Annotated in this window: 16 protein-coding genes, 1 pseudogene and 1 riboswitch; of the genes and pseudogenes, 9 read left to right on the plus strand and 8 right to left on the minus strand. The window is 40.7% G+C overall.

The window, feature by feature from the left end:
* Positions 1-51 precede the first annotated feature (51 nt).
* The 3 genes and pseudogenes from HMPREF0014_RS23990 to HMPREF0014_RS24000 form a co-directional block, all read right to left on the minus strand.
* Positions 52-1,383, minus strand: coding sequence for a TolC family outer membrane protein (locus tag HMPREF0014_RS23990; RefSeq protein WP_016803687.1), 1,332 nt, complete (start codon positions 1,381-1,383; stop codon positions 52-54).
* Between the two features lie 94 nt (positions 1,384-1,477).
* Positions 1,478-2,376: pseudogene (locus HMPREF0014_RS23995) on the minus strand (EamA family transporter).
* On the minus strand, positions 2,369-2,950 hold the full coding sequence (locus HMPREF0014_RS24000; RefSeq protein ID WP_006581164.1) for a TetR/AcrR family transcriptional regulator: 582 nt from the start codon (positions 2,948-2,950) through the stop codon (positions 2,369-2,371). The pseudogene HMPREF0014_RS23995 and the gene HMPREF0014_RS24000 overlap by 8 nt, the downstream one beginning before the upstream one ends.
* A 110-nt stretch (positions 2,951-3,060) precedes the next feature.
* Here HMPREF0014_RS24000 and HMPREF0014_RS24005 point away from each other — a divergent pair, with 110 nt between their 5' ends.
* From HMPREF0014_RS24005 to gluQRS, 6 genes are all read left to right on the plus strand, one after another.
* The gene (locus HMPREF0014_RS24005; RefSeq protein ID WP_006581165.1) at positions 3,061-4,143 is read left to right on the plus strand and encodes a hypothetical protein; all 1,083 of its coding nucleotides are present in this window, start codon (positions 3,061-3,063) and stop codon (positions 4,141-4,143) included.
* A 34-nt stretch (positions 4,144-4,177) separates the two neighbouring features.
* Positions 4,178-4,312: riboswitch (TPP riboswitch) on the plus strand.
* A 90-nt stretch (positions 4,313-4,402) separates the two neighbouring features.
* Positions 4,403-6,280, plus strand: a complete 1,878-nt coding sequence (gene thiC / locus HMPREF0014_RS24010) for a phosphomethylpyrimidine synthase ThiC (RefSeq protein WP_006581166.1) — start codon at positions 4,403-4,405, stop codon at positions 6,278-6,280.
* Positions 6,281-6,355: 75 nt separating this feature from the next.
* Complete coding sequence (locus HMPREF0014_RS24015; protein WP_004710927.1) at positions 6,356-6,982, plus strand: NUDIX domain-containing protein; 627 nt, start codon at positions 6,356-6,358, stop codon at positions 6,980-6,982.
* A 4-nt stretch (positions 6,983-6,986) separates the two neighbouring features.
* A complete protein-coding gene (gene cpdA / locus HMPREF0014_RS24020; protein WP_002053135.1) occupies positions 6,987-7,799 on the plus strand; it encodes a 3',5'-cyclic-AMP phosphodiesterase in 813 nt (270 codons plus the stop codon).
* A 210-nt stretch (positions 7,800-8,009) separates the two neighbouring features.
* The gene (gene dksA / locus HMPREF0014_RS24025) at positions 8,010-8,546 is read left to right on the plus strand and encodes an RNA polymerase-binding protein DksA (protein WP_001262524.1); all 537 of its coding nucleotides are present in this window, start codon (positions 8,010-8,012) and stop codon (positions 8,544-8,546) included.
* A 2-nt stretch (positions 8,547-8,548) separates the two neighbouring features.
* Positions 8,549-9,532 carry a tRNA glutamyl-Q(34) synthetase GluQRS gene (gene gluQRS / locus HMPREF0014_RS24030; protein WP_006582284.1) on the plus strand — a complete coding sequence of 328 codons (984 nt, stop codon included), beginning with the start codon at positions 8,549-8,551 and terminating at the stop codon, positions 9,530-9,532.
* Positions 9,533-9,582: 50 nt separating this feature from the next.
* Here gluQRS and ftsW read toward each other — a convergent pair whose 3' ends face one another.
* From ftsW to HMPREF0014_RS24055, 5 genes are all read right to left on the minus strand, one after another.
* Positions 9,583-10,779, minus strand: a complete 1,197-nt coding sequence (gene ftsW / locus HMPREF0014_RS24035) for a putative lipid II flippase FtsW (protein ID WP_006581168.1) — start codon at positions 10,777-10,779, stop codon at positions 9,583-9,585.
* A gap of 24 nt (positions 10,780-10,803) precedes the next feature.
* Positions 10,804-12,150, minus strand: a complete 1,347-nt coding sequence (murD, locus tag HMPREF0014_RS24040) for a UDP-N-acetylmuramoyl-L-alanine--D-glutamate ligase (RefSeq protein WP_006582285.1) — start codon at positions 12,148-12,150, stop codon at positions 10,804-10,806.
* A gap of 147 nt (positions 12,151-12,297) precedes the next feature.
* Positions 12,298-12,549 (minus strand): DUF6587 family protein, encoded by a 252-nt coding sequence (locus HMPREF0014_RS24045; RefSeq protein ID WP_002053159.1) that lies wholly within the window; start codon positions 12,547-12,549, stop codon positions 12,298-12,300.
* Positions 12,550-12,561: 12 nt separating this feature from the next.
* On the minus strand, positions 12,562-14,418 hold the full coding sequence (locus tag HMPREF0014_RS24050) for a ferrous iron transporter B (protein WP_004710937.1): 1,857 nt from the start codon (positions 14,416-14,418) through the stop codon (positions 12,562-12,564).
* Positions 14,415-14,675, minus strand: a complete 261-nt coding sequence (locus tag HMPREF0014_RS24055; RefSeq protein WP_002053176.1) for a FeoA family protein — start codon at positions 14,673-14,675, stop codon at positions 14,415-14,417. Before HMPREF0014_RS24055 ends, HMPREF0014_RS24050 begins: the two co-directional genes overlap by 4 nt.
* 143 nt (positions 14,676-14,818) lie before the next feature.
* Between HMPREF0014_RS24055 and xerD the strand changes: the two genes are divergently transcribed.
* From xerD to HMPREF0014_RS24070, 3 genes are all read left to right on the plus strand, one after another.
* Entirely contained in the window at positions 14,819-15,739 is a 921-nt protein-coding gene (xerD, locus tag HMPREF0014_RS24060; protein WP_002053149.1) for a site-specific tyrosine recombinase XerD, read from the plus strand.
* A gap of 146 nt (positions 15,740-15,885) precedes the next feature.
* Positions 15,886-16,701, plus strand: coding sequence for a DsbC family protein (locus tag HMPREF0014_RS24065; RefSeq protein ID WP_006581170.1), 816 nt, complete (start codon positions 15,886-15,888; stop codon positions 16,699-16,701).
* Positions 16,702-16,945: 244 nt separating this feature from the next.
* A complete protein-coding gene (locus HMPREF0014_RS24070) occupies positions 16,946-18,247 on the plus strand; it encodes a homoserine dehydrogenase (protein WP_002048970.1) in 1,302 nt (433 codons plus the stop codon).
* Positions 18,248-18,269: the final 22 nt, after the last annotated feature.

The raw sequence follows: 18,269 nt of genomic DNA on the forward strand, positions 1-18,269 counted from the left end.
ATCATTAAATTTTTATGACAAAATTAAATTTCAGATAAAAGCATTTTTTTATTACTGATACGTTAACCAGCTGTTTAATTCAACTAGATCTTTTTCCCCTAGCTGACCTACAGCCGCTTTTAAACGTAATACATTTAATAAATAGTCATACTGAGCATTAAGATAATCCTGTTTTGCTGAAAAAGCATTACGCTGTGCTAATAAAACATCGACCATACTTTTTAAGCCCTCGTTATAACTTGCTTTTGAGGCTTGAGAGACAAGTGAAGAAGAGTCCATTGCCGCCTTTCTTGCTTCAAGTTTTGCACGGTCTGTATCCACCTGCATAAAAGCGCTTTTTACATCAACATTGGCACGGCGAATGGCCGCATCGAGCTGGGATTGCGCTTTATTTAACTCTATAGTGGCTTTTTTAATAGAGGTTCGTGTTTGACCTCCATTAAATAAATTCCAGTTCATCTCTACGCCAACCTGATCAAACTTTCCATCAGTCGAAATCAGTGTTTCTGGTGTTTGTTTGGTATAGCCATAACTCGCCACAGCATCTATTTGTGGATAAAGTGCAGCTTTTTCCACACGGCGTTGGTCTTCAGCATATCGCTTTTGTAAACGGGCTTGCTGAATCTTTAGATTTTGTTGTTGGGCTAAGCCAATCCAGTCATCAAGTTGGGCTGGATAAGGCTTTTGAAAAGTAAAATCACTTCGCAGTACTGCAAGCTTATCTTGATAAGGGCCAATATATTCAGAGAGCTGTTCTTGAGCTAAAAGAAGCTGAACATTAGTTGCAATACGGTTGGCTCTGGCATTTTGATACTGGGCATTTGCCTCACTCACATCACTACGTGCCACCAAACCTTCTTTAAGCTTGGCATTCATCATATTGAGTTGTTCAAGTAAAGCCTTTTCTTCTTGTAAATATGCAGCGGTAAGTGCCTGCTGACGCAGTACATTAAAATAGGCTTCTGCCACGTTTAAAACATGATCTTGTTTTTGCAGGCGTAAAGTAATTTCACTAAGAGCAACCGAGGTTTTAACCTGTTTATAACCTTCCCATGCATCCATACGAAAAAGAGGCTGACGAGCAGATAAAGTTGCTTGTTTGGTTGTTGATGTATTACTGACCAAAGCATCGGACAGTCCCTCTTGATCAACACCGGGAAAATTTGAACGCTTTACGGTTTGGCTATTACGATTAATCTTTCCAGATAATGTGACTGTAGGTAATAAAGCACCAGTTGCTAAGCCTAAATTAAGCTGATCTGCTTCAAATTGTTGTTGATTCGCTTGCCATGTCGGATCATTTTGCTTTGCGCGCTCATAAGTTTCAACTAAATCTAAAGCAAAACTCGGCGATGCAAAACTCCATAAACTCGCCACAAGCATTAATTTTATTTTCATTGTCTAAATCAACGATAAAACTTGGCTTTAAGACTAAGAAAAATTTGATTTAAACTCAAGCCAGTAAAAGTTTTCATTTTTATGTATTTTCAGGCTTTGATAACATCAAAATACAAATGAAAATCAAAAACATGCCTAGCCAGCCCACCCATGATACATGTTCACCCACCAACACAATCGCAAAAATCGCAGCAATTAAAGGCTCAGATAAAGTTAACGTAGTCGCTTTGCTCGCATTTACAGTCTTTAGCCCAAAGCCGAAAAGTAAATAACCGAGGAACATAGGAATTAGCATCATATAGCCAGCCACAAGTAAATTTGTTGAGCTCTCTAATAAACCGCCCCCTGTAAGCAACAAAGTAGGAAGTAAAATAACTGCTCCGCCACCCATAATCATGCCCATTGCAGCTTTAGCAGCAATACCTCGGTCTATTAATCTTTTTGCAGCCCATGAATAAAGCGAATAAGTTGTAGCAGCAACAAGCCCGAGAAAAATACCGAAGAACTTATCCCATTCATTTGTAATATCTTGTGCTGTGTGGCTTTCACCCATAGATAATAAACTTACTCCCACAACACCAAACTCAGGAACCACGTTTTAGATAAAAATTTACGGTCAAAGAATCGCTCTAAAACTGCTGAAATGAGTGGAGCCGAACCAATTGAAACCACTGTACCAATCGTAATTCCGGCATAATGCATAGAAGAATAAAAAGCTAAGGGATATATCCCAACTGCTGCAATGCCCAAAAGAATAATAGGAATATTACGCCCAATAAATTGCCGGTTTTCTCGTATAGCTCGTGATGCAACCAGAGCTTGTAAAAGGCCTCCACCGCCCATCGCCACAGCACCAATTGCCAGTGGTCCAAGTGTTGGGGCAAATGCTGCCGCAGTTCCTGTTGTCCCCCACAAAACAGAGGCAACTAAAATTGCAATTGTGCCACCATAACTACTATTTTTAATAAGGCTAATCATGTTGGCATTCTCGATCTAAAATATCTTCTGCCATTTGCCTCGCTAATTGAAGTTGACGGCTACTACCCTCTAAACCAGCTCTTGCCATAGAACCTTCTAAAAGAAAAGAAAGTTGTGAGGCGATATAGCTAATACGCTGTGAGTCTGGTATTAATTTTTTTAAATGCTCAGCAACAATAGCCTCAACTTGTTCTTTATGCTGCCTTACAGCATTTCGTCCTGCACTATTTGCAGGAAACTCAGCAGCAGCATTTAAAAGTCCACATCCCCTAAAACCCTTTTCATAAGCAAACTCGGCATGATCTTGATAGGCATCAAATACGGCCAAAATAGCTTCTTTAGCTGTTTTTGTTTTTTCTAAACGGTTTTGATAAAGGTCTAACCACTCTTGATGTCGTGCAGCAATGTAGGCATCAACAAGATCTCCTTTTGAAGAAAAATTATTGTAAAGCGACATCTTGGCTACATCTGCTTTAGCCGTAACCGTATTAATTCCTGTTGCAGTAATGCCATCGTTATAAAACAGTGTTGCCGCTGCATCGAGAATTTTCTGTCTTGCTGTTTTATCATTCATAGCTTTCACCTAAGTAGACCGATCTACCTAATAATAAAGATTTCTAACAGTGATGCAATCTTTTTAAGCGTTATAATTTGAGCAATATCAATTTCGATAAAAATATAAAGATGAAAAAAATTCTAATGATGAGTATGTGCAGTGCACTACTTTTAGCTGGATGTAGTAAAACATCAGAGCAAGATCAGGCTGTATCTAAAGAGCAAAAATCAACTGCACAAAAGTCCACCGAACAGCGAGACAGTAGCAGCTTACAAACTATAGCTGCTATGCAGAAAATTAATCAAAACAGTAAAATGGAAGACCTAAATCAAATTAATGAAAAACTTAAAACCTGTGTTCCCTCTTTAAAAAATAATGAACAGCTTAAGCTAATTGAAGCATCGACGGCTATGTATCAGCGTTTTCTAAAACAAGAACATAATGAAAAAACAGCAAAAGCGTTTGAAGCTTTTGGATATGCCATTTTAGAACAAGAACCATTAGATGCTAAAAAAACAATGAAAACCAAGAAAAAGTTATTCGATCAACTCGGTACTCGTGATCAATATCTGATTCAACACGAGGGCCAAGCCTATATTGAGCTACTCTATCAAGGTGAGGGCATATTTACTTACCGCCGTCAGCCAAACTATTTAGTTGATGTTTTTGCTAAAGCCCTACCCGCTGACCAAAAAGAGTTCTTAACTCGCATGGCAAAAGACAATAAAAACATTTTCTATGACGATGGTGCGTTGGCTATCTCATGGAAAGAGCTTACTGAGCGTGCATTATTTTGGGAAAAATTTATTCAAAAATATCCAAAGAGTTATTTTATTAGTGATGCAAAATTATTATTTAATGAGTACCGATATTTTATTTTCTTTGGGCTAGATAATACGCCTGTATCCGATGAGTTTGCTCCAAACACATGGATTGATAAAGATGCTCTACAACAAATTCGTTTCTTATCTACACAAAAACAATCCAGCTTAGCAAAACCCGCTCAACAATTTCTAAAGTTTATTGCCACTCCTGTGGATGAACGTAATACACAATTCAAGACAGATTTAATTGATGAAAATGGGAAAAAGAAATCTACCTATCAGATTGTGCATGAACAGCTTGAGCAATTATTAGAATTAGAGTCACCGTGGAATACCAAAAGTTATCGTGACTGCCACATGGATGCGGTTTGTATAGATACAAATTGACAATGCCAGCCAACCTAAAACATGTTAGTCTTTAAATCGCTTGACGGAGCGCGAGTAATAGCTCGCTGAGATTGTGTAAATTCCGTGTTATCTCAACACAAGTTTGATCACAAGTACCGTTGAACCTGATCAGGTTAAGACCTGCGTAGGAATCAAGCCATCTAAAAACTTAAAGCCCTCAATTTATCTAGTTCAAGATAAATCCGCCATCGTTTTTGGTCGTGCTTGATTCGTTGATGTTATTCATAAGGATCATGTGATGAACCAATTAACGAATCTCTCTTCTGCTGAAATTTCAGCACAACATGAACAAGATGCAAAAGATTTAACTCGCATCTTACCTGCTTCTAAAAAAGTTTATATTGAAGGCTCTCGCCCTGACATTCAGGTTCCAATGCGAGAAATTTCTTTAACTGATACCCCAACTGGCCTTGGTGGTGAGCACAACCCACCTATTATGGTTTATGACACTTCAGGTGTTTATACTGACCCTACTGTTCAAATTGATTTAAACAAAGGTTTACCTTCAGTTCGCCAAAAATGGATTGAAGAGCGTAACGATACTGACGTTCTTTCTGGCCTAACTTCAAAGTTTGGTCAGGAGCGTTTAAAAGATATTCGTACTGCTGATATTCGCTTTGCACATATTCAAAACCCACGCCGCGCTAAAGCAGGCAAAAATGTCACTCAAATGCACTATGCCAAGCAAGGTATTATTACGCCTGAAATGGAATATATTGCGATTCGTGAAAATCAGCGTCAACGCGAAGCTGTAGATATGCGCCAACACCCAGGTCAAAACTTTGGTGCAAAAAACTTAAAAGAAATTACACCTGAGTTTGTTCGCCAAGAAGTTGCCGAAGGCCGCGCTATTATTCCTGCCAACATTAACCATCCAGAACTTGAACCAATGATTATTGGTCGTAATTTCTTGGTTAAAATTAATGCCAATATTGGTAACTCTGCGCTTGGCTCTTCAATTGATGAAGAAGTTGCGAAAATGACATGGGCAACCCGTTGGGGCGCTGACACCATTATGGACTTGTCTACAGGTAAAAACATTCATGAAACACGTGAATGGATTATTCGTAACTCACCTGTTCCAATCGGTACCGTGCCAATTTATCAAGCCCTTGAAAAAGTTGATGGTGTTGCTGAGAACCTGACTTGGGAAATCTTTAAAGACACACTTATTGAGCAAGCTGAACAAGGCGTTGACTACTTCACCATTCACGCAGGTGTATTGCTTCGCTATGTGCCACTTACAGCAAACCGTTTAACGGGTATTGTGTCTCGTGGTGGTTCAATCATGGCGCAGTGGTGTCTCGCTCATCATGAAGAAAACTTCTTATACACACACTTTGATGAAATCTGTGAAATTATGAAAGCCTATGACGTGTCATTTAGCTTAGGCGATGGCTTACGTCCGGGTTGTATTCAAGATGCAAATGACGAAGCGCAGTTCAGTGAACTTAAAACATTGGGTGAGCTTACTCACCGAGCATGGGAACATGATGTTCAGGTCATGATTGAAGGCCCGGGTCACGTACCAATGCACATGATTAAAGAGAATATGGACTTGCAGTTAGAGGTATGTAAAGAAGCACCATTCTATACACTTGGGCCTTTAACTACAGACATCGCTCCGGGCTATGACCACATTACTTCTGCAATTGGCGCAGCTATGATTGGTTGGTATGGCACAGCAATGCTTTGCTATGTGACACCTAAAGAACATTTAGGTTTGCCAAACAAGAAAGATGTAAAAGACGGAATTATTACTTACAAAATCGCAGCACACGCAGCCGATCTTGCCAAAGGCCATCCGGGTGCACAGGTTCGTGATAATGCCTTGTCTAAAGCACGTTTCGAATTCCGTTGGGACGACCAATTCAACCTAAGTTTAGACCCAGATACAGCGCGCAGCATGCATGACGAGACTTTACCAAAAGAAGCGCATAAATCTGCACACTTTTGCTCAATGTGTGGTCCGAAATTCTGTTCAATGAAAATCACTCAGAATGTCCGCGACTATGCCAACAATCTCACCAATAGCGATTCAGAGGTTGAAGAAGGCCTCAAAGCGATGAAAGAGGTTTATCAAGAGCAAGGACAAAAACTGTATCATAAAGTGTAAATATTCAAAAAAAACACTTGCCTAGCCATGATTCTCGGTTAGGATGAAATAAATAGATTTCGTCCTGATCGAATCATGAGTATTGTCGAGCATCCAAGTTATACATCTAAAGATGTCGAAGTAACATCACGTGAACTTCTGTTCAGTGGTTTTATTCAAGTTGAAAAAGTCAGCCTTCGACATCGTCTATTTAATCAATCTGAATATACTCCTGTATTGCAGCGCGAACTTGTGCATCGACCTGAAGCGGCTGGCGTTCTACTCTACAATGACCAAAAACAACAGTTTGCCCTAATTGAACAGTTTCGTGTTGGTGCTTTAGATGACTCTCAATCGCCGTGGCAACTCGAAATTATTGCAGGCGTGTTAGATGGCAATGAGTCACCAGAAAGTTGCATTCGACGTGAAAGCCTTGAAGAATCAGGTTGTGAAGTTCAGGATTTAGAGCATCTATTTAGTTTTTACCCATCAGCAGGCGCCTGTTCAGAATTATTTCATCTATATGTCGCCGAAACCGAATTACCCGCTGTAGGCGGTGTTTTTGGAGTAGATGATGAGGGTGAAAATATTCAGCTGCATTTGTTTAGTTATAGCGAAATTCAAACACTACTCGACAGCGGACGTTTAAGAAATGCCCCTGTTATTATGGCATTACAATGGCTGGCTCAACACAGCAAAACGATAATAAATCCGAAGAGGTAGGAGGGTGACTTTCCAAGTCTCAACACTTTCACAAAAAAATCATGTCATCATACAAATTACCGATACACATTTATTGGAGTATCCACAGCTAGAATTTGTGGGGATGAATCCTGAAGAAAGTTTCCATGCCATTATCCAGCAGATATTGAAACAACATCCAGAAGCGGACGCGATTATTCATACCGGAGACCTCGCACAAGCCCCAACCCCTATTACCTACAAGCGTTATATCAACTTTATGCAAACCTTGGGTTTGCCTTTTTTCCACACGCTCGGTAATCATGACAATGTGGACCACTTTCCACTGCATAACGAAAATCATCAGGAACCTGTGGTGGTCGGCTTAGGGAATTGGCGCATCATTATGCTCAACAGTGCCGTAAAGGGAAAAGTAGATGGTCATTTGTCATTGGAACAATTAGAAAATTTAGAAAACTTACTTGAGCAATTTGCAGATCATCCAGTTCTGCTAGCTTGCCATCATCACCCATTTGCCATGAAATCAAAATGGATTGATCATCACAAACTACAAAACTCAAATGCACTACTGGATACGTTAAGCCCATTTAAAAATGTAAAAGCTTTAGTTTGTGGACACGTACATCAAGACTCTCTTAATATTTGGCAAGGTATCGAATTTTTCTCAACACCTTCCACAAGCGTACAATTTAAACCGTTTAGTAACGATTTTGCACTCGATCAAAATGCACCGGGTTACCGTTACATTCGTCTGAATAATGATGGTACTTTTGAAACAAAAGTGTTTCGACTTGAAAATTTCGAAACCCATATAAACACTGATATTTCAGGATATTAGTCCTAAATTGAATACCTCTATGAGGAATTATGACTAGGGCAAACACGTTTTGAAATTATTTACGGGATAGAATGACTATCATCTTGCAGGAAAAATCTATATGATGACGACCCGATGGAAAAATCCATCGATGGTTTTCTATAAAAACACTTGCATATCACCATATTTTTTGCGTATAGATAATACGTGTATGATGAGGAATGCCCTATTATGGCGAATGACAACCACAACCAAGTTTTGGATGAACATACAGAAGTTGTAGTAGAAGGTGATAAAGCTTCTGCAAAACGTGCACGTAAAGTGAAACCTAAAACTTCTGACGTAGGCTCAACTGCAAGTTTATTTGGTATTGCACCTTATCAACCTAAGAAAAATGAAGAGTACATGTCTGAAGGACAGCTCGAGCATTTCCGACAAATTCTGCAAGCATGGAAAGCTGAATTAATGTCTGAAGTTGATCGTACTTTAAATACGATGCAAGATGAATCAACTGCATTGCCAGACGTAAATGACCGTGCTACCCAAGAAGAAGAATTTGCAATTGAATTACGTACACGTGACCGTGAACGTAAATTAATTCGTAAAATCGAACAATCTCTTGAAGCGATTAAAAACGAAGACTACGGTTTCTGTGAAACTTGTGGTATCGAAATCGGCTTACGTCGTTTAGAAGCACGTCCAACTGCAACGTTATGTATTGACTGCAAAACCTTGGCAGAAATTAAAGAGAAGCAAAATAACGGTTAATTGTGACGGTTAAGAATTCTCTAGCCGAGTTCGACTCGGCTTTTGCGCAGCAGTTAAATCGCTTGCCAGAAAAGCATAGCTTTTCTCTTGCGCAGCCGCGGAACAATGTTCCACTTAATCGCTGCTCATACTCAGGCCGGTTTGCGCCCTCGCCAACCGGCCCTTTACATTTCGGATCACTGATTACTGCTGTTGCCAGTTACTGTGATGCTAGAGCTCACAAAGGGCGATGGTTTGTTCGTGTTGAAGATACTGACATTCCACGCATCTATCCCGGTAGTGAAGACCATATACTCGCATCAATTGAAGCTTTTCAGTTCGATCCTGATGCAGAGATCATCTTTCAAAAAGACCGCCTAAATATTTATGAAAGCGTATTAGACCAACTTAAAAAAGAAGGTTTAGTTTACGCATGTCAGTGTACCCGCAAAATGCTCGGTTCAAATGCAATCTATGCAGGTACTTGCCGTGATTTGCATCTCGATTTTCAAGATCAAGCGATTCGCCTAAAAGTTCAGGATCAGCAAATCTGTTTCGATGATCGATTGCAAGGACTTCATTGTTCTAATCTACAACATGACCTTGGTGACTTTGTTCTTAAACGCCGTGATGGCATTATTAACTATCAACTTGCTGTTGTCGTGGATGATTATCTACAAGGTATTACACACGTTGTTCGTGGTGCAGACCTTTTAGATAACACTGAACGCCAAATCTGGCTGAGTCAGCTCCTCGGTTACCCTAAACTAAGCTATATGCATCTTCCTCTGGCTATGAATGATCAAGGACAAAAGCTTTCTAAACAGAATCTTGCTCAAGCACTCGATTTAACTAAAGCTCCTCAATTACTACAACACGCCATACAAGCCCTAGGTCAACCCAAGGTTGAATTAGATCGCCCTGAAGTGATGCTCAAGCAAGCTGTAGCGCAGTGGAATGTAGATTTAATTCCTCACGGACAAGAGCTTGGCGGAATATATTTATAAATAAAAAAAGCCCGATTCGATATCGGGCTTTTCATAACAACTGAAATAGTTTAGAAGTTCGATTCTTCTCTTTCAGGGTTTACTTCTTGAGTTGACGCATCAATCTTTAAGATCAAGCTAATCATAGCTGCACACATCATTAAAGACGTACCACCATAACTAATAAATGGCAGTGTTAAACCTTTGGTTGGCATTAAGCCCATGTTCATACCCGCATTTACCAAAATCTGGAGTAAGAAAATAATACTAATACCGTAAGCCAAATAGCCCGCGCGAAGATAATGATGTTTCAAGGCACGGTGTCCAATTTTGATACAACAAGCCAACATCAAGAAAGATAAGCCAATGACAATCGAAATACCAAAGAAGCCAAACTCTTCGCCTAACACGGCCAACATAAAGTCAGTATGCGCTTCTGGTAAATAAGATAGCTTTTGAACACTATGCCCTAAGCCTGTTCCAAACCATTCACCACGGCCAAAGGCCATGAGTGCATTTGATAACTGATAACCCACACCTAATGGATCTGCCCATGGGTCGGTAAACGAAATCAAACGCTGGAAACGGTAAGGCTCAAACAAGATCAAAAACACGATACCGGTGACAATCGCACCAAGCATAATTAAGAACTGTGTTGGCGGCGCACCAGCTAAAAAGAACACGCCGACCATCATCATGACAATAACGATCGTCGCACCCAAGTCAGGCTCGGCAATAATTAAACCGACCGTAATCGCCATCACACCACTTAAACGCATTAAACCTTTCCAGTGCGTACGAACCTCTTTAGCACGGCGTACCACGTAGTCTGCCGTAAAGATTGCCATCATGACTTTGGCAACCTCTGTAGGCTGTAAGGTAAAACCACCGATTTTAATCCAACGTGTAGAACCATTGACTTCCGAACCTACCGCCAAAGCAGCAAGTAACAGAACCATGGTTAACAACCACAGCGGAAACGTATTTTTAAACCATGTATTGAGTGAGATTCGGTAAGTCAAATACGCCACGACCCCAGCAACCGCAATAGATATCGCATGGCGGATGACATAGTGAAACGGGTTCTCATGCATATATTCTGCATAAGGCATCGAAGCAGATGCTACCATCACCGAACCGATACATAACAATGCAACGACACAGAAAATCAAGACATTACGTGGCGTCACTTCCGCTGGCCATTTCGGCAATATCCGTTCATACCAATGATTGATTTTCTGGATTGTGGTCTGAGCTAAGCCTGCCATACTACATTCCTAATCATATTTTCTTTAAACCAACGAATTGACGCAGGCAACAAACTGCTGACCACGGTCATTATAACTTTTAAACATATCAAAACTTGCACATGCTGGTGATAGCAATACCACATCTTCAGCTTGTGTTTCACGTTGACATATCTCGACAGCTTCTTTAAGTGTTGCCGCATGTAAAATTTTAGTTGCGCCTTGAATGGCCTGCTCGATGACAGGCGCATCTTCACCAATCAATACCACAACTTTGGCATACTTTTCGATAGAAGAACGTAAAGGAGTAAAGTCTTGACCTTTACCCTGCCCACCTAAAATTAGGGCAACTTTACCTTTTTTCACTTCAATCGCAGCACCTAAACCATCAATTGCTGCAAGTGTGGCGCCCACATTGGTTCCTTTTGAGTCATTGTAATAACGTACATCATGTACGGTCTTTACATACTCACAGCGGTGCTCTAAACCTTTAAAGTGTTTTAAAGTTTCAAGCATAGATTCCATAGGTAAGCCAATTGCTTCACCCAATGCTAAACACGCTAAAGCATTGGCTACATTGTGCATACCTTGAATATATAAGTCTGAGCTTTTAATTAAACGCTGCAAGCCACGAGCAAGCCAAAGTGTACCGTCAGCATCTCTTAAAATGCCGTACTGGTTTAAGTCAGGTGCATTTAGACCAAAGCTTTGCATTGGCGTTGTATCAGGTACAAGAGGACGGCTTAAAGCGTCATCACGGTTAAATACAACTTTCTTGACACCTTGGAAAATACGGTGCTTTGCTTGGTGATACTCCAGCATATTGCCATGACGATCTAAGTGATCTTCACTCATGTTCAGTACCACAGCGACCTCAGCATTTAAGTGAGATGTGGTTTCTAACTGGAAGCTTGATAACTCAAGTACCAATAACTCTGGTTGATCTTTAAGTAAATCTAGAGCTGGGCGACCAAGGTTACCACCAATGGCAACCTTTTTCCCCGCGTCTTTAGCCATTAAACCCATTAAAGTAGTAACAGTACTCTTCGCGTTAGAGCCTGTAATCGCAACAATTGGTACATCAGTTGCACGGCGAAGTAGCTGAATATCACCTACTACAGAAATACCTTTAGCAATAGCAGCCTGAATTTCTGGTAATTGTGGTGCAAGGCCCGGGCTTAAAATAATTTCTTCTGCTTGGAGTAATAATTCTTGATCGAGTTTACCAAAACTGGTCTTCACGTCTGCAGGAATTTGATCATGTCCGGGAGGTGTGGGGCGGGAATCCGTTACTGCAACTTGGTAGCCTTGTTCATGCAGGAAATTTACAGCAGAAACACCTGATATACCCAAGCCTGCTACAACTTTTAACCCACCACGTTGTATTAACATTTTTGCCCCACAATTTATCAATCGACAGAATGGCAAAAATGTTAGCACTTTGCTGTTTTGAATACTTTTTCAGTTTGACTTTTATTCTACTTTTTTTGTGTCAGTGCGTAAAAAAGCCATCATTCGATGGCTTTTTATACAGAAAAGTTAACGCCACTTCACCGTTTGTACCGGAGCGGACTTTTGGGTAGGTGCATCATCAGTAGAACAGCCACAATTGCCACCACAACCGGCAGCCTGTTTAGGCTTCAACCATGATGCCAAACGCTGCCAACCCAAGCGTTGACACTGGATTGATAATGCAAGAAATACTGAAGCGGACGTTTGAGGAAATACCTTTTTAAAGACAACAATGGCACTCCACAACACCAATACAGCAACAATAAGGTAATCAAACATAAGCGCCTCCTATTAACCCCAAATGCGTGATGCAATTTGGTAGGTTAAAAATGACATGAGATAAGCCAAACCAAATAGATAAGCCGTCATGACTGCCACATGTTTCCATGAACCTGTCTCACGGCGTACCGTTGCCAAGGTTGCTAAACAATGTGGTGCATAAATAAACCAGACCAATAAAGATAGCCCTGTAGCCAATGACCAACCCGTGCCGTTTGCACTAATCAAATGAGCAAGCCCCTGTGCAACAGCATTATCATCAGCACCAGATAACGCATATACCGTACCTAATGCGGCAACCACAACCTCACGAGCAGCCATTGCGGGAATGAGAGCCACCACGATTTGCCAGTTAAAGCCAAGCGGTGCGAATAAAGGCTGAATAAAGTGCCCTGCCATACCCGCAAAACTATAATCAATTGCTGGTAGCGTTGCGCCTTCGGGTGGTTGAGGGAAAGTACACAAGAACCAAAGAATAATGGTCAATGCAACAATAATCCCACCAACACGACGCAAGAAAATCTTTGCGCGTTCCATCAACCCAATAGCGATACTTTTTGGATCAGGAAAACGATAACTTGGTAATTCCATTAACAAGGCATGCTGTGATTTGTCTTTACGCAAAAACTTCATCACAAAGGCAACACAAAGTGCACTTAAAATACCTGCCATGTATAAACCAAACAGCACCAAACCTTGTAAGTTAAAGATGCCTAAAACAGTTTGACTTGGAATAAATGCACCAATTAACAAGGCATAGACAGGCAAACGTGCCGAACATGTCATGAGGGGTGCAACCATGATCGTGGTAAAACGGTCACGTGAATCACTGATACTTCGGGTTGCCATAATGCCAGGAATCGCACAGGCAAAACTTGATAATAATGGAATGAAAGAACGACCACTCAAGCCGGCTTTAAACATTAATTTATCGAGCAAGAACGCTGCACGCGGTAAATAACCTGATTCTTCGAGTACCAAAATAAAGAAGAAGAGAATCAAAATTTGAGGCAAGAAAGCCAGTACTGTGCCCGCTCCTGCCAGAACACCGTCTACGACTAAACTGCGTAGCACAGGTTGATGGATGGCTCCATTTAACCACTCACCTAACCATGGGATTACCCCATCTTCAATTGCAGCTTTAAAAGGTTCAGCCCAAGCAAATACTGCCTGAAAGACAATAAACATCATTACTGCCAAGCTGAGTAAACCCAATACAGGATGTAAGAAAATTCGATCTAGAAAGTCAGTACGCTTATCATCATGATCAACAAAATTAACCACATCTTTAAAAATCGTTTCGATTTTCTGATGATGCCCACCACTTAAACCACTCAGTTCAGTATGAGGTACGGTATATTTTTCTTGATCGAGCGCATGCAATAAATTTTCAATACCTGAATTACGTACGGCAACCGTTTCAACAACAGGAACACCTAAACGCTCAGAGAGTTTCTGTGTATTGATTTGAATACCGCGACGGCGCGCTTCATCCATCATGTTCAATACAACCAGAATTGGACGCCCTAATTCAATAATTTCAAGCACCAAACCCAAATGCAGTTTTAAGTTCGTCGCATCGACAATACATAAAAAAGCATCTTGCTGTCCTTCTTCGGCAATTTTGCCTTGGCAGACATCACGGGTAATTTCTTCATCTGGGCTAGTTGCCTGCAAACTATAGGTACCCGGTAAATCTAGTACACGAACTGCACGGCCTGAAGGTAATTGAAAGTTACCGACTTTACGCTCTACAGTTACACCCGCATAGTTAGCAACTTTTTGTCTTGTCCCAGTTAAATGGTTAAACAGCGAAGTTTTACCGCAGTTCGGGTTTCCCACAAGGGCAATACGTAGCGCATTACTCATGCGGGTACTCCTTCTAACTGAATCTCGATTTTTTCCGCTTCCGCCTTACGTAAAGCGAAACGAGTAAAGCCAATTTGGATTAAGATCGGATCACCACCAAAAATACCTTTGGTAATCACCTCTACTCGAGTACCTGGTACAAAGCCCAAGCTTTCCAAACGAATTGCGACCAAATCTTGTTGCTCGGATGTTTGTGTCATCCGATCTACTTTGGTGATGGTAGCCGCTTGCTTCACTTTCAACGCTGATAAACGCACCGCATCCGATCCTAAACCTTTTTTACTAGTATACATATAAATGAGAATAATTACCAAATAAGGTTAAATTTCAATTCTCACCTACTTTAATCGACAAATCTTAAAGTTTCTTTTAAAGTACAGGGGTTTAGAGGACATTGTTTATGATAAATAAGAAACCGCGTATTCCAAGCCCTGTTCAAATTCCTGAACATTTGAGCTTTTTACAAGGTTTTCGCGACTATTTAGTTGCACAAACAGTGAGTCCACATACTCGTAATGCTTATTTATCTGACCTGATTCAATGTGCTGAACTTCATAAAAAAAATAGCTTGCCGAAATGGTCAAGTGATGACATTTCTGATGTTCTCATTGAACTCACCAAAATAGGTAAAAGTCCACGCTCAATTGCACGTTGTTTATCTGCCCTACGCCAGTTTTACAAATTTTTACGTGAACAAAAATTACGAAGCGATAACCCGGTAGCGACACATCACTCACCCAAAATTGGCCGAGCTTTACCCAAAGATTTATCAGAAGAAGATGTCGAAGCACTGATTCAAGCGCCTGACATTACAACAGCTTTGGGACTACGTGACAGAGCAATGTTTGAAGTACTTTATGCATGTGGTTTACGTGTTTCCGAGCTAATCAACTTGCGCTTGGAGCTAATCAATTTAAAACAAGGCTATTTACGTATTACTGGTAAAGGCAATAAAGAACGTTTAGTACCATTAGGCCAATATGCTTGTGACTGGGTAGAACGCTACTTAAATGATGCACGTCCACAACTTTATAAAACTTCCACTGACTATTTATTTTTAACTCAACATGGCGGAATCATGAGCCGTCAGAATTTTTGGTATGCAATTAAACGATATGCACTACAAGCCAATATTCAGGCTGAGCTGTCGCCTCATACCTTACGTCATGCCTTTGCAACACACTTGCTCAATCACGGCGCTGACTTGCGCGTAGTACAAATGTTACTGGGCCATAGTGACTTATCTACCACCCAAATCTATACCCACGTAGCACAAGTAAGAATGCAACAATTACATGAAAAACATCACCCTAGAGGTTAAAAATTTTTAAACGAATTACATGAAATACACCGAACAATCATTTGATTTCGTTCACAAAGGTTAAGAAAGTTTTAACAATACACACCAGATTTTTTGTTATGCTTAGCAGCTTCTGACTATAAATACTGATGAAATAAGGGTTATCTATGTCCTTTACCCGATCTCAAATTTTTCTTGCCTGTGCTTTGGCTTCTAGCTTGTTGTTCAGTGCTTGTTCTAAAGAAAACAAACCACAAAAAGAAGATGCGCTCACAGCGACCGCACCTGCTACTGGGGAAGCTTCAACCATCATTGAACGCAATGCTAAACAACGTTTAATCGAAACTTTGCAAAAACAATTTAAGAATGCAAACATCAACGTCAAAATTTTAGACATCAAACCGACTGAAGTATCTAATTTATATTGGGTGAACCTTGAAGGTATGACTTCTGTTTATACGACAAGTGATGGTAAGTACCTTATTCAAGGTGATGTCATCCGTTTAGGCGGTAAAGAGCTGCATAATATTGGCGACAACCTTCAAGCATCAGAAAACAAAAAGCACCTTGCTGCTTTAAAAAATGAAGATTTGATTGTTTACCCAGCTAGGGGTGGTAAAGCTAAACATGTAATTTATGTGTTTACCGATGCAAGTTGTCCTTATTGCCACAAACTACATGAGCATTTAGCCGAGATTAATGAGAAAGGCATTGAGGTTCGTTACATTGCGTGGCCGCGCGGCGAACAATTTATGCCAACGATGGAAGCCGTTTGGTGTAGTGCAGACCGTAAAGCTGCATTTAATCAAGCTGTACAAGGCATTAGTATTCCACCTGCTCAATGCAAAAACCCTGTTCGCGAACAATATCAACTTGGTTTAAACATGGGCGTAAATGGTACTCCAGCCATCTACAACGTTGACGGACAATATCTCGGTGGCTACTTAACACCAGATGAGTTAGTTAAACGTCTGGATAAATAATATTCTCAATTTTGATGAATAGTTCACCAGTTATCTTGTACACAAAGTGCTGCTCTTAATGCAGCGCTTTGTTTTTTCAACAAATTGTTCTTTACATGCCAGTGTTTAAAGACTGATCTACTCTGCTTTTCCGAACATCGCACTCTAATTGATTGAACAGGCACGAAAAGCGCTAGAGTCTGGCGTTTTTTTTAGCTATGATCTAGCTTCAATTAAATGATTCAATGATGATATGGAGTGTGACGTGAAACCAGTTCGCCTGGCAATACTCGGTCTAGGTACCGTAGGTGGAGGAGCCCTTAAACTACTACAAGAAAATGCCGCTGAAATTAAACGTCGCACCGGTCGAGAAATTCAAATTACCCACGTTGGAACACGTCGCCCTCGTCCAGATCTCGAATTAGAAGGGATTAAACAAAGCGCAGACTTACTTGATATCGTTCGTCAACCCGATGTAGATGTGGTTGTAGAAGTGATGGGTGGTATTCACCCTGCTTACGAAGTTATTATGGAAGCCATCAAGCACGGTAAACAAGTTGTTACTGCAAACAAAGCTTTACTCGCTGAACATGGTAATGAACTATTTAAAGCAGCAGAAGACAACGCTGTCCAAATTGCTTATGAAGCAGCAGTTGCTGGCGGCATTCCAATTATTAAAGTGATTCGTGAAGGCCTTGCTGCAAACCATATTGAATGGCTAGCAGGCATCATTAATGGTACAGGTAACTTTATTCTCACCGAAATGCGTGAGAAAGGTCGTGCATTTGATGATGTATTAAAAGAAGCTCAAGAACTCGGTTATGCAGAAGCAGACCCAACTTTTGATGTTGAAGGTATTGATGCTGCGCATAAACTTACAATTTTAGCGTCTTGTGCGTTCGGTATTCCTCTGCAGTTCGATAAAGTCTATACCGAAGGTATCAGCAAAATCACTGCGCAAGATGTGAAGTATGCCGAAGAACTTGGTTTCCGCATTAAACATTTAGGTATTGCACGTCGTGCTGAACATGGTATTGAGTTACGTGTTCACCCAACGCTTATTCCAGATGAGCAGCTTATTGCCAACGTAAACGGCGTTAAAAATGCTGTCTTAGTTCAAGCCAATGCCGTTGGCCCAACGCTGTACTATGGCGCTGGTGCTGGTGCTGGTCCAACAGCTTCTGCGGTCGTTGCCGATGTGATTGATATTGTTCGTGACATCTCTTATACAGAAGATGGTGCAGGTACAATTCCTCAACTGGCTTTCGAAGCATTAACAAATATGCCAATTTTAAGCCGGGAACAAATGACTACAGGTTATTACATCCGCTTAAATGCTGAAGATCAAACTGGTGTACTTGCAGATGTAACAACCATCTTAAGCCGTGCTGGAATCAGTATTGATGCCATCATGCAACAATCACGCTTAAAAGACCTCATTCCAATCGTAATTTTGACCGATCCAATCGTTGAATCAAAAATGGATGACGCTCTTGCGCAAATTCAAGCATTACCTGCAATTCGTGGCGAAATCGTAAGAATTCGTTTAGAATCGCTCGATAGTTAATCAGGTTGAGGGAAAGATTCCC

The sequence above is a fragment of the Acinetobacter sp. RUH 2624 genome (genome assembly GCF_000162375.2).
Lineage (GTDB): Bacteria > Pseudomonadota > Gammaproteobacteria > Pseudomonadales > Moraxellaceae > Acinetobacter > Acinetobacter nosocomialis.